The organism is Marinomonas aquiplantarum (assembly GCF_003314975.1).
In the GTDB taxonomy this organism is placed as follows: Bacteria; Pseudomonadota; Gammaproteobacteria; order Pseudomonadales; family Marinomonadaceae; genus Marinomonas; species Marinomonas aquiplantarum.
In genome coordinates this window covers 17,909-29,455 of the sequence record NZ_QNRF01000016.1, presented here as the reverse complement: position 1 = coordinate 29,455, position 11,547 = coordinate 17,909, and the positions used below count along the sequence as shown (strand labels likewise).

Genomic DNA, 11,547 nt, shown 5'->3' with positions numbered 1-11,547 from the left:
AATGAAAGGTTCCTGAGTGGCATCAATGCCAATAATAAAAACAAAAGATTGGAGTTACAGAACAATGAAATTCATGAAGCAATTTTCTGCTAAGAAATTGGCGTGCCTAATCGCTGCAACCAGCTTATCTAGCGTAGCGGTAGCCGAAACCCCTATCATAGGTTTGATCACCAAAACCAATACCAACCCATTCTTCGTTAAAATGAAAGAAGGCGCACAAGCTAAAGCACAGGAGCTTGGTGTGGAATTGCGTACTTTTGCCGGTCGTTACGACGGCGATAATGAAACCCAAGTACAAGCCGTTGAGAATCTTATTTCAGCCGGTGCAAAAGGTATATTGATCACACCAAGTGACACTTCTGGCATTGTGCCTGCCATTCAAAAAGCTCGCGATGCGGGTTTGTTAGTCATTGCTTTGGATACACCTCTAAGTCCAGCAAACGCTGCTGACATGACATTTGCCACAGATAACTTTAAAGCCGGTGAAATGATTGGTATGTGGGCAAAAGCAAAAATGGGTGATAAGGCCAAAGACGCAAAAATTGCTTTATTAGATTTGAACAGCAGTCAAATTACTGTCGATGTTGCACGTGACCAAGGCTTCTTGAAAGGCTTTGGTATTGATCTTAAGGATCCACGTCGAAATGGTGATGAAACTGATCCTCGTATTGTTGGTAATGATGTGACTCAAGGTTCAGAAGAAGGTGGTCGTCGAGCGATGGAAAACCTACTTCAAAAAGACCCTGAAGTGAATTTGGTATACACAATCAACGAACCGGCTGCCGCTGGTGCTTATGAAGCGTTGAAATCATTCGGCCTAGAAAAAGATGTGCTGATCGTTTCTGTCGACGGTGGTTGTCCTGGTGTTCGTAATATCCGCGATGGCGTGATCGGCGCTACCTCCATGCAATTCCCTCTAAAAATGGCCTCTGAAGGGGTCACTGCGATTGTTGAGTTCGCTAAGTCGGGCTCACGTCCAACCGCTTCTGACGGCTTGGACTTCTTCGATACAGGGGTTCAACTTATTACAGATGAACCAGCCAAAGGCGTGCAATCAATCAGCTCGAAAACTGGTTTGAGTATGTGCTGGGGCTAATCCCGTTTCAATGATAGTTGGGCAAAAAGAAGGTGCCCGCTTTTGCCGTTAGCCGTCATGGGCTAACGGCTGTTTTCCTGTCTGGAGTAGTCTATGAGTTCAACCGACACAAAATCCTCTTCGCCTGTGCTCGAGCACGATAAGGTGGCGGATCAAGCGCAAACGTATGTCGCCAGTTTCGAACATCGTGCAACCCTATTAGAGCGTTTTAAGAAGTTTCTACATCATTACCCTATTGCGGCACCAAGCATTGTACTGATCCTTGCTATTGTGGCCTTTAGTATGATCATTGGTGGTCGCTTCTTGCACCCATTTAACTTGTCACTGATTTTGCAGCAAGTGACCATCATCGGGGTGATTGGTGTTGCACAAACCCTGATTATTTTAACCGCAGGTATCGACCTCTCAGTTGGTGCCATTATGGTTTTGTCGTCTGTAGTGATGGGACGGATGGCAATGGACTATGGCTTTGAAGCCTGGTTGGCATTATTGATTGGTATTGGTGTGGGTGCCGTTACTGGGTTTATTAATGGCTTGCTGATTACTCGTATGAAGTTGCCGCCATTTATTGCCACCTTGGGTTCTTGGAATGTGTTTTTTGCGTTGAATCTTTGGTACTCCAAAAGTGAAACCATTCGTTCACAAGACATTAGTGCAGCAGCGCCTTTATTACAGTGGTTAGGGGAAACGGTTAACGTTTTTGGTGCCAGATTAACCTATGGCTCTTTGTTGATGTTAGCGCTGTTCTTTGTCATTTGGTATGCCTTGAATTGGACCTCTTGGGGGCGTCATGTTTACGCCACAGGAGATGATCCGGCTGCCGCGAAACTTGCCGGTATTCGTACAGATCGTATTTTATTATCCGTGTATATCTTAGCGGGTGTAGTGTGTGCAATTGGTGCTTGGGTATTGATTGGTCGTATTGGCTCAGTCAGTCCTCAGGCGGGTTATACCACTAACTTGGACAGTATTACCGCGGTGGTGATTGGTGGTTGTAGTCTGTTTGGCGGACGGGGTTCTATCTACGGTACCTTGATCGGAGCATTGGTCGTTGGTGTGTTTCGGAACGGCTTGGCGCTCGCTGGTGTGGATGTCTTATGGCAAGAGTTCACCGTGGGTATCTTGATTATCGTCGCCGTTGGTGTCGATCAGTGGATTCGAAGAGGGACAGCATAATGACAGTCGATTACAACCAAACACCTGTGTTGCAAACCAAAAATTTAGTGAAACGTTATGGCAGTGTCACGGCCATTGATCATGCGGACTTTGAGCTTTATCCCGGTGAAATTCTGGCCGTCATTGGGGATAACGGAGCGGGAAAATCGTCTCTGATAAAAGCCTTATCTGGAGCATTAACCCCAGATGAAGGGGAAATTTTACTGGATGGCAAACCTGTGCACTTCAATTCACCGATGGAAGCCAGAGCTCTTGGTATAGAAACGGTTTATCAGAACTTAGCGGTGTCGCCTGCGTTGAATATTGCCGACAATCTTTTTCTAGGTCGTGAGTTGCGCAAACCGGGTATCTTGGGGTCAGTATTTCGCATGCTGGACAAGAAAGAAATGGAAAAGCGCGCCCGTGAAAAAATGGCAGAGTTAGGCCTGATGACGATTCAAAACATCAGCCAAGCTGTTGAGTCATTATCGGGTGGTCAGCGTCAAGGTGTTGCGGTAGCTCGATCTGCGCTATTTGGTAGCAAAGTCGTGATTATGGATGAGCCAACGGCCGCGCTGGGCGTAAAAGAGTCACGTCGCGTACTCAATTTGATTAAAGAGGTACGAGACCGTGGTTTACCTATTATCTTAATCAGCCATAACATGCCACATGTGTTTGAAGTCGCAGATCGCATTCACATTCACCGATTGGGGAAACGCACCGCGGTGGTGACACCTGAGTCACATTCTATGTCAGATGCGGTTGCGATTATGACAGGAGCGATGGAAGTCGATGATTCGGAGAGTGCGGCTTAATTTGACCCCGTTAGCATGGGTGTGATCTTTTGATGACAAAAGACATAAAGTAAAAGCGTGTCAGATTATCATTAAGCCTCTGTTTTGTTCTTATGGTGAGTAAGGCAAAATAGAGGCTTATTTTATCTGCCATGTTAGAGGGCACTTCATGAAAGCAATCATCAATCTTATCCGCTGTGGTTTTGTTCGGCTGCGAACAAGCTGGATGATGCGTCGTGTATTGCCGAGTGGCATCGCAGTATTGTTTTGTGCGACTTTGGCCTTGCCCATTTCGTCGCAATCGTCTGAACCACAACCTCTTAGATCCATAGGCATTAGTGTCGCGGATTTAGGCAATCCATATTTTGTTAAGTTAGTGGATGCTGCAACCAGTAAGGCTCAAGCTTTAGCAAACGGTCCGGTTAAAATGCTAATTCGTTCCGACGCTTATGACTGGCAAAGGCAGATAGAGCAGCTCAATGACTTCATTGCTCAAGATGTTGATTTAATTGTGTTAACCGCCGCGGATGAGTACAAGGTTGCGCCCGTAGTGGCAAAGGCTCAGCGTGCTGGCATTAAAGTCATTGCCGTCGATGTGAACGCCGATGGCGCAGATGCCACTATCACTACGGACAATGTTCAAGCTGGTGTGATCGCGTGCGAAAGGTTAGCCAAGAAAACCGGTTACAAAGGCAACTTTGTGATCATCAATGGTGTGTTGGTATCGTCCGTGATTGAACGTGTGGCAGGCTGTAAATCCGCCTTGAATAAGTACCCTAATATTCGTCTTCTTAGTGACCGCATGAATGGAACAGGCAGTGTCGAGGGTGGAATGGAAGCCATGACCTATTTAATGGAAGAGTACGATCATATCGATGCGGTATTCACGATTAATGACCCTACCGCTTTAGGAGCACTTCGAGCGGCAAAACAAGCTCAGCGAGATGAATTTCTATTGGCCTCAGTTGATGGCGCTCCTTTCGCGGAAGATCTGATTAAGCAGCCGGATAACCCTTGGATTGCGACAGCGGTTCAGCGACCAGTACAAATGGCTGAAAAAGCCATTGAAATTGGTATGGACTTGTTAGCGGGTAAAGACGTTCCTCAACGCTTTATTTTGATCCCTGCAGTATTGGTTGAGAAAAACTAGTTTATGACCTGATTGGCCTTTCGATGTAACAATAGTAAGCTATTGTTCTTCATCATAAAGGGCGAAAAATGGATTCCTCATCTGTCGTAACGCAAATATTTAATACGGTCTTTCCTCTGACCTGTATTGTTGTCATTGCTTTTCTGTATGCGCGTGTCCGCCCAACGGACATGACGGTCGCGAATCGACTCAATATTAGTGTGTTTGCTCCTGCGCTGATCTTCTCTGTTATGGCTTCTAAAGAGTTTCATATCGCTCTTTACTTGGATTTGATGCTGGCTGCGGCAGCGGTGGTGCTCGGCTCTGGGTTGTTAGTGTGGCCCCTGTGTAAGTGGTTAAAGGTGTCCCCAAAAACCTTGGTGCCGCCTATGATGTTTAATAACAGTGGTAACTTAGGGATTCCACTGATTTTATTGGCCTTTGGTGAGTCTGCTTTACCTATTGCTGTCGTGCTGTTTCTAACCGAAAATTTATTGCATTTTACGGTGGGCATATACCTTCTTAACCCAAGATCCAACCCACTCAATGTACTGAAAATGCCGATGATCATCGCGACCATGTTAGGACTGGTTTGGAGCCTACAAGGTTGGGAAGTGATGCCTGCCATGAAGGTCACAGTGGATATGTTGGGGCAAATTGCCATCCCATTAATGTTGTTTGCATTGGGGGTTCGCATGACCAGTGTGGATTTCAGCCAGTGGCGACTGGGGGGCATTAGTGGATTTTTATGCCCGTTGAGTGGATTGATTGTGGCCTTTGTATGGCAAACCACGGTAGGCGTGTCAGATGAGTACTTTGGCTATTTACTCTTGTTCGCGTGCCTGCCACCTGCAGTGCTGAACTATATGGTGGCTGAGTTATACCAACAAGAACCCCATAAAGTGGCGTCGATCGTGCTCATCAGTAATTTAATGAGCCTAGTGATTGTGCCATGCGTTTTGTTTTATGTGCTTTAATGGCCGTTTATAGCGCAACCTTTATTGAGCAGGAGTAAAAGACATGATGGTTCAGCTTGGCTTGATTGCATTACTTGTGGTTGTCTATGTCATTTTGTCGCGGTTTTTAAAATCCAGTGTGGCATTATTGGGACGCAGTAAGTCGGTTAGTGATGTGAGAGTGTCTTATGTATCGAAGATGCTGCATCTCGGCTTTACTGCGATTTTTGTGTTGCTGATTTGTTTAGTATTAGGCATTGGCTATGGTCAGCTAGCTATCTTCTTTTCATCCGTGTTTGCTGTTGTTGGGGTCGCCCTGTTTGCCCAGTGGTCTATTTTAAGCAACATTACGGCGAGCTTAATCATTTTCTTTGGCTTTCCTTATCGCGTCGGAGATTGGGTTAAGGTTGTGGATAAAGACGATGAAATTTTGGGGCAAATACTCGAAATCTCTAGTTTTCATGTCATCATTCAGCGCTTGTCTGGGGATGTTGTCACTTACCCAAATAGCCTGATTTTGCAAAAAGCGGTGATACGCTTTTCATCACAAGAAGCGGCAATGGCGGCCAGCCAATTTCAACAAGACAAAAAAGAAGTCGTCACGGTAGAAGATAAGGTGGAATAAGAAAAAAGAGCGCATTTGTCTAAAAAACACTCAATTTTTTATGCTTCGATTGGTTTTGTGTCATACTTAGAGGCTTTCACCCTATCGAAAGGAGGCTCAAGTGAAGTCAGATCCTGAAACTTTGTTAAAAAGTCACGGAGAGCTCGTACAGTCTGATGCCTTAAAAGTGAAGTCCCATGTGCAACGCTCACAAGAAGACTGGATTCTCCATACTTTGATGATCGAGGGCTACGATGTACCGTTTCGTTTTAAGCGCCAAGGAAAATATCGAACGCTTCGCGGTGCTCGCGTCAACTTGACTTACTATCCGGCGCAGGAAATTGTGGCAGGTATTCCCGTTGAAATTATGAAAGTGGTTCGTGTCAAACGTACCTAATTTGCTCCCATGAGCACTTATTTCTGCTTTAAATCCTAACGATATGAACTTAATATGACTGCGCCTGTCTTTGAAGCGGGTAAATTCGTTTGATTATTAGGTGTAAGTGTCATGGAAATGAGTCGTTCAAGTAACTGGCTAGCTTTGATGAAACGCGTTGAACGCAGTGTCTGGTTCCAAGGTTTTATCATCAGTATTATTATTGTTGCCGCACTCACGGTAGGGGCAAAAACCTATTCTTTGCCTTATGGCGTAGAAGCGGCCATCAATTATTTAGACGCCTTCATTACCGTTTTTTTTCTCGTTGAAATCAGCTTGCGCTTTATTGCATGCGACGATAAAAAACGCTTTTTCCGCGATCCTTGGAACATTTTTGATACAGTGATTGTGGTGGGTAGTTTAGTCCCAGTATCTGATACGGAAATGATCTTGGTAGCGCGTCTATTGCGTGTGTTCCGTGTTTTGCGTCTGGTCTCCATCATTCCTGATTTGCGCTTTTTGATTAATGCCTTATTAAAAGCCATTCCGAAAATGGGCTACATTGCCCTGTTGATGTTTATTATCTTTTATATTTTTGCTGCGGTTGGTTCCATATTCTTTCATCAAGTGAATGAAGACTTATGGGGAGACATTGCCATTTCCATGCTGACTCTGTTCCGCGTTGCAACCTTCGAGGACTGGACAGATGTCATGTACGAGACGATGACCGTGTACCCGTTCAGCTGGATGTTCTACATCGTCTTTATATTCCTGACCGCATTTGTGTTCTTGAATATGATGGTGGGTGTGGTATTGGATGTGATGACGCGTGAAACCGCACAAGAAGAACATGAGAATCAGGAAAATCATCACCAAGCATTGGTCACCCAAATTGCCGAATTGCAGGCTCAAGTTGCTCGCTTGGCCGATAAGATCGACGAGCAACAAGAACGCAAAGATTAGACGTTCATTCCAACATGACTTTTAAGTGGCGTGCTGGTTAACTTTCTTTAGCCAGCGGCCACCGAATGTATTCAACATCAAACCAAGCAGTACAATTAAAATCCCCACCCACTGCATCATGCTGACTGTTTCAGACAGAAAAATTTCCGCAGAGGTCAATCCGACAACGGGGACTCCCAAGGTGAGCGGTGCAACCGTTGCGGCCGGATAGCGAGACAGTAAATGACTCCACAAACCGTAGCCAGCCAATGTTGCAAAGATGGATAAATAGGCCAGTGCTCCTAGGGATTTGAAATTCAGTCCGATGAGGTTTTGCCACATCACATCGCCACCGTCGATAAAATACGCACAGATAAAGAAGGGTACGGGCGGCACCCAGCTAGACCAAACGATCAGGTTTAAATTGGCATCGTAACCTTTTCGGCTGATGACTTTGGTGAAAATACTCCCCAGTGCCCAGCTCGATCCTGCGGCTAAGGTCAAGCCAAAACCCAACGCGGTCATGGTGGTGTCTTCGTTGTCCAATCCGATTACCGCCAAACCGCCAATGGCAATGCCAATTGCGAGTACTTGGTAGGGCCGAACCGTTTCTTTCAACAATAAAACTGCGAACAGTAGGGTGAAAATCGCCTGAGATTGCAGTACCAAAGAAGCTAAGCCTGCTGGCATGCCAAATGACATGGCACTGAATAAAAACGCAAATTGTCCGAAGTTCAATGACAAAGCATAGCCAATACACCAAAGCAGTGGCGTGTTGGGGCGAGAAAAAAAGAAGCAACCAATCAAACCGATAACGAGGAAGCGCAATCCGCCTAACATCATCGGTGTGAGTTCATCTAACCCCCAACGCATGACGATAAAGTTAAAGCCCCAAGCGAAGATAATGATCAGTGCTAAAAACATATCTTTGCGAATCATGTTGCGTCCTTAACTGTGCAGTGGTGAGGCGAAAAATAAGCCATCCACTTTACGTGTTTTCGATTCGCTTGCACATGGACAGATCAAGGAAGAATAGAGGACACAGATCGAGAATGTTCTCTTTAATTGCCAAAAGCAGCGTATTCATTTTCCATTTTATGTATTGATAGAAGAGATATCCCATTCTTTCACGCCGTAATATAGGCTAAATTGATAAGTTCTTAATGAAAATTGAATATCAGCCTTCACCTGAATGACAACAATACAACGTCACAAGAGCCTCAATATTATGCGTATTTTAGTAGTGGAAGATGATCGTATTTTAGGCGAAGCCATCAGCCAAAGAATCAGTCGAATGGGTCATGGCCTTGATCTTGCTCAGACCGGTTTACAAGCCACTCAGATGTTGGCTTTGCAAGAATACGACCTTATGTTATTGGATCTAAATCTACCGGATATGACAGGCAATCAAATTTTACAAAATCTGCGCAAAAAGCACTCTAATACGCCTGTAATTGTACTGACTGCACGTGATGGAATTAAAGATCGTATTGAGTTATTGGATTTGGGGGCTGATGACTATATGACGAAACCAGTGGACTTTGGCGAACTGGAAGCCCGTTGTCGTGCCTTATTGCGTCGTAGCCAAGGACAAGCGCAGAATACGATAGAATATGGCAATGTGAGTTTAGACCTTCAAGCATGCTCGGTGACTGTTGATGGCAACCTTATAGAGCTAAAACAACGTGAGTTTCGTTTGTTAGAGGTGTTTATTAGCCATACAGGTCGAGTGTTAAGCAAAGAATCCTTGATCGAACATATTTATAATTTTAATGAAAACCCAAATTCAAGCGTGATTGAAATCTACGTAGCGCGCCTGCGGAAATCTCTGCAAGACAGTGACATCAATATCAGAACCATTCGCGGCTTAGGTTATTTGTTGGAAAAACATCATGGCTAAAGCGACAACATCGATTCGTCGGCAATTGATCCTAATGGTTGCGGCGGTGCTGATCGTCATTAACATTATTGCGCTTTGGAGTGCTCATATTTATGCGAATCGTGCGGCAAAAGAGTCTTATGATCGGCTTTTATATGGTTCAGCTTTGCAGATGGCTGAAAACATCACTATTTTAGACTCGCAAGTTTTTATTGATTTGCCCGTTTCCGCTTTTGAAACCTTAGCCCTGTCTGCCTCTGATCGTGCGTTTTATGCCATTATGAATGGGCGATATCAGGTGCTGACAGGCTATAAAGACCTTCCCAGTATTCCATTTACTCAGTTACTTCAACAATCTAGCGAAAAAGAAAAATTTATCCCCATTTATTATGAAACCATGTATCACGGTGAAGAGGTGCGTTTTGTTGCGTTAGGGAAGCGTTTGTTAGAAGCGGACAGTGTAAACGATGTCTTTATAATCGTCGGGCAAACATCGGACGCACGCCGCGCAGCCGCGACTGAAGTCAGCCAAATGGCATTGCAGTTTGTGGCTTTATTTTTCGTTATTACTTTGCTCTTATTGCTTTTTGTTATTTGGCGGGTATTACAGCCATTACAAGCGATTAAACAAGCGATTACCGAACGCTCTCCCCAAGAGTTATCGCCGTTAGAGGCCAATGTTCCCAGTGAAGTAGCGCCTTTATTAAAGAGTATTAATTACTTTATGGCTCAGTTGGATAATACCTTAAGTCGTTTACAACGCTTCACCGCAGAAGCCGCTCATCAGATACGAACTCCTTTGGCTGGCCTGAACTCGCAAGCACAAAATGCGATCGATGAAACCGATGAAGCGCTACGTCAAAAACAACTACAACATATTTTAGAAAGCAGCAATGTGTTGACTGGTACAGTCAATCAGCTTCTTAGTCGCGCGACGCTGACACATCGTTATCAGAGTCATCCTTTTAGTCCAGTATCTTTGGATCATGTCGTCAAAGAGACGTGTCGCGAGCTGGTGGTTTGGGCGCTAGAGCGACAGGTTGAAATTGAATACTTAGGAGACATCCAGGTGACGATTAAGGGTGATGAATTCGCATTAAAGCAGATGCTACAAAATATCATTGAGAATGCCATCAAATATAGTCCGAAGGGCGGCGTTGTTGAAGTTGAGTTAATGGTGATGAACGAGCTGGCTGACGCTTCAATTAGGTTACAAATTCGAGATCAAGGTGTTGGTGTTCCTGATAAAGATAAAGAACACATTTTTGAGTATTTCTATCGTAGTCCTGATAATTTCACCTCTGGTTCTGGAATTGGTTTATCCATTGCCAAAGATGTCGCAGAGCACCATGATGCTAGATTTCATTTAAAAGACAACTCGCCGTCAGGGTTGATTGTAGAAGTGAGTTTCCCTCAACAAAAAGGGCTTCTTTATGAAAGTTAGTTGTCGACTGGGGCTTTGTTTAATCTTGTTTAGTCACATAGCATTGGCTGGTCCGGCACAATCAGGAAGGTCTATTATTTTTCCAAGTTTGAATAAACAGCCAAAGCTTGAAGAGGAAGTGCTAACTGTTTATGGCGCTGTAAATCATCGGGTCATCTCACCTTTGTTTAAGGCATATCAAGAGGCATACTCAAATGTAGCTATACACTATACCGAATCGAACACTCGTCATCTCTATGAGCAATTTCTTTCAGAGCCTAATAATCGACCTGATGTGATGCTTAGCCCAGCCATGGACTTGCAGTTTAAGTTAGCAAATGATGGCTATGCCTTGGCTTATGATTCGCCAGAGCTTGGTCGTGTCCCTAAGGATTCACACTGGCGAAGTGAGCTATTTGGTTTTACTTACGAGCCAATTGTGACGGCGATAAACACAGATATTTTAGCTAGAGAAGCGTTGCCGCAGAGTCGTGAACAGTTATTGAATTTGATCCGCAGTAAGAATCATCTTCTAGACGAAAAAATTGGTTTGTTTGATATTCAGCAGTCAGGCTTAGGGTATTTAGCGTGGGCCTATGATGGACAGCAATCTCGTAGTTATGGACGATTGTTAGAAGCGTTTGGAACGCATCAAGCTCAGCTTTATACAGATACAGCATCTATGCTCGATGGGCTTCTGAAAGGACAAATTTTCATCGCTTATAATCTGGTTGGTGCTTATTCCTATCAATGGACACAAAAGTATTCATGGATAAAAACCATTATGCCGACGGATTATACGACGATCATTATGCGCACGGCATTCATTCCTCGTGATGCTCAACAGCCGACATTAGCGAAGCGTTTTATCGATCTTTTATTATCTCCAGAAGGGCAGCATATACTGGCGAATCAATCCGCTCTTACGCCAATAAGTGCAAAGGTTAAAGGCCCATTTAGTCGTGATGAGTTGAATAAGTTACCGCATGGGATTTTTCGTCCTATACCTTTAGGACTCGAATTGCTGATTCAAACCGACGATGCGAAAAAAAGGCTTATTTACTCAGAATGGCGTGATGCTATCCAACCAGAATTGAAGCGAAAAAAATAGAATTCATTGTTTTGTTGATGCCAATGAAAGGTTCATGAAAGGTTTCCTCGCTAAAGTGTTTTAGGCAATAACAAAACAAAAA

12 protein-coding genes are annotated in these 11,547 nt (G+C 44.4%); 11 read left to right on the top strand and 1 reads right to left on the bottom strand.

Going from position 1 to position 11,547, the window contains the following annotated elements; genetic code table 11:
* The first annotated feature begins 64 nt into the window (after positions 1 to 64).
* The 8 genes from DFP76_RS17435 (at position 65) to DFP76_RS17400 (ending at position 7,073) form a co-directional block, all read left to right on the top strand.
* The gene (locus DFP76_RS17435; protein WP_113875838.1) at positions 65 to 1,096 is read left to right on the top strand and encodes a sugar ABC transporter substrate-binding protein; all 1,032 of its coding nucleotides are present in this window, start codon (positions 65 to 67) and stop codon (positions 1,094 to 1,096) included.
* Positions 1,097 to 1,189: 93 nt separating this feature from the next.
* Complete coding sequence (locus DFP76_RS17430; RefSeq protein ID WP_113875837.1) at positions 1,190 to 2,272, top strand: ABC transporter permease; 1,083 nt, start codon at positions 1,190 to 1,192, stop codon at positions 2,270 to 2,272.
* Positions 2,272 to 3,066 (top strand): ATP-binding cassette domain-containing protein, encoded by a 795-nt coding sequence (locus DFP76_RS17425; RefSeq protein WP_113875836.1) that lies wholly within the window; start codon positions 2,272 to 2,274, stop codon positions 3,064 to 3,066. The genes DFP76_RS17430 and DFP76_RS17425 overlap by 1 nt, the downstream gene beginning before the upstream one ends.
* A 148-nt stretch (positions 3,067 to 3,214) precedes the next feature.
* Complete coding sequence (locus DFP76_RS17420; protein ID WP_113875835.1) at positions 3,215 to 4,195, top strand: substrate-binding domain-containing protein; 981 nt, start codon at positions 3,215 to 3,217, stop codon at positions 4,193 to 4,195.
* A gap of 68 nt (positions 4,196 to 4,263) precedes the next feature.
* On the top strand, positions 4,264 to 5,151 hold the full coding sequence (locus tag DFP76_RS17415; protein WP_113875834.1) for an AEC family transporter: 888 nt from the start codon (positions 4,264 to 4,266) through the stop codon (positions 5,149 to 5,151).
* A 43-nt stretch (positions 5,152 to 5,194) separates the two neighbouring features.
* Positions 5,195 to 5,755 carry a mechanosensitive ion channel domain-containing protein gene (locus tag DFP76_RS17410; RefSeq protein ID WP_113875833.1) on the top strand — a complete coding sequence of 187 codons (561 nt, stop codon included), beginning with the start codon at positions 5,195 to 5,197 and terminating at the stop codon, positions 5,753 to 5,755.
* Positions 5,756 to 5,855: 100 nt separating this feature from the next.
* Positions 5,856 to 6,131, top strand: a complete 276-nt coding sequence (locus tag DFP76_RS17405; RefSeq protein ID WP_113875832.1) for a hypothetical protein — start codon at positions 5,856 to 5,858, stop codon at positions 6,129 to 6,131.
* Positions 6,132 to 6,242: 111 nt separating this feature from the next.
* Complete coding sequence (locus DFP76_RS17400; RefSeq protein WP_113875831.1) at positions 6,243 to 7,073, top strand: ion transporter; 831 nt, start codon at positions 6,243 to 6,245, stop codon at positions 7,071 to 7,073.
* A 21-nt stretch (positions 7,074 to 7,094) separates the two neighbouring features.
* Here the strand turns inward: DFP76_RS17400 and DFP76_RS17395 are convergent, their stop codons facing one another.
* Positions 7,095 to 7,991: an EamA family transporter gene (locus DFP76_RS17395; protein ID WP_113875830.1), complete on the bottom strand. Its 897-nt coding sequence runs from the start codon at positions 7,989 to 7,991 to the stop codon at positions 7,095 to 7,097.
* 289 nt (positions 7,992 to 8,280) lie between these two features.
* On the opposite strand from DFP76_RS17395, the gene DFP76_RS17390 reads away from it, so the two are divergent.
* The 3 genes from DFP76_RS17390 to DFP76_RS17380 are packed head-to-tail and all read left to right on the top strand — an operon-like array spanning position 8,281 to position 11,465.
* Positions 8,281 to 8,952 (top strand): response regulator transcription factor, encoded by a 672-nt coding sequence (locus DFP76_RS17390; RefSeq protein ID WP_113875829.1) that lies wholly within the window; start codon positions 8,281 to 8,283, stop codon positions 8,950 to 8,952.
* The gene (locus tag DFP76_RS17385; RefSeq protein WP_113875828.1) at positions 8,945 to 10,375 is read left to right on the top strand and encodes a sensor histidine kinase; all 1,431 of its coding nucleotides are present in this window, start codon (positions 8,945 to 8,947) and stop codon (positions 10,373 to 10,375) included. The genes DFP76_RS17390 and DFP76_RS17385 overlap by 8 nt, the downstream gene beginning before the upstream one ends.
* On the top strand, positions 10,365 to 11,465 hold the full coding sequence (locus DFP76_RS17380; protein WP_113875827.1) for an ABC transporter substrate-binding protein: 1,101 nt from the start codon (positions 10,365 to 10,367) through the stop codon (positions 11,463 to 11,465). Before DFP76_RS17385 ends, DFP76_RS17380 begins: the two co-directional genes overlap by 11 nt.
* Positions 11,466 to 11,547 lie beyond the last annotated feature (82 nt).

Bases quoted from the DNA above. Each gene is read 5' to 3' on its own strand.
- DFP76_RS17435 (WP_113875838.1), top strand. From the start codon at position 65: ATGAAATTCATGAAGCAATTTTCTGCTAAGAAATTGGCGTGCCTAATC.
- DFP76_RS17430 (WP_113875837.1), top strand. From the start codon at position 1,190: ATGAGTTCAACCGACACAAAATCCTCTTCGCCTGTGCTCGAGCACGAT.
- DFP76_RS17425 (WP_113875836.1), top strand. From the start codon at position 2,272: ATGACAGTCGATTACAACCAAACACCTGTGTTGCAAACCAAAAATTTA.
- DFP76_RS17420 (WP_113875835.1), top strand. From the start codon at position 3,215: ATGAAAGCAATCATCAATCTTATCCGCTGTGGTTTTGTTCGGCTGCGA.
- DFP76_RS17415 (WP_113875834.1), top strand. From the start codon at position 4,264: ATGGATTCCTCATCTGTCGTAACGCAAATATTTAATACGGTCTTTCCT.
- DFP76_RS17410 (WP_113875833.1), top strand. From the start codon at position 5,195: ATGATGGTTCAGCTTGGCTTGATTGCATTACTTGTGGTTGTCTATGTC.
- DFP76_RS17400 (WP_113875831.1), top strand. From the start codon at position 6,243: ATGGAAATGAGTCGTTCAAGTAACTGGCTAGCTTTGATGAAACGCGTT.
- DFP76_RS17395 (WP_113875830.1), bottom strand. From the start codon at position 7,991: ATGATTCGCAAAGATATGTTTTTAGCACTGATCATTATCTTCGCTTGG.
- DFP76_RS17390 (WP_113875829.1), top strand. From the start codon at position 8,281: ATGCGTATTTTAGTAGTGGAAGATGATCGTATTTTAGGCGAAGCCATC.
- DFP76_RS17385 (WP_113875828.1), top strand. From the start codon at position 8,945: ATGGCTAAAGCGACAACATCGATTCGTCGGCAATTGATCCTAATGGTT.
- DFP76_RS17380 (WP_113875827.1), top strand. From the start codon at position 10,365: ATGAAAGTTAGTTGTCGACTGGGGCTTTGTTTAATCTTGTTTAGTCAC.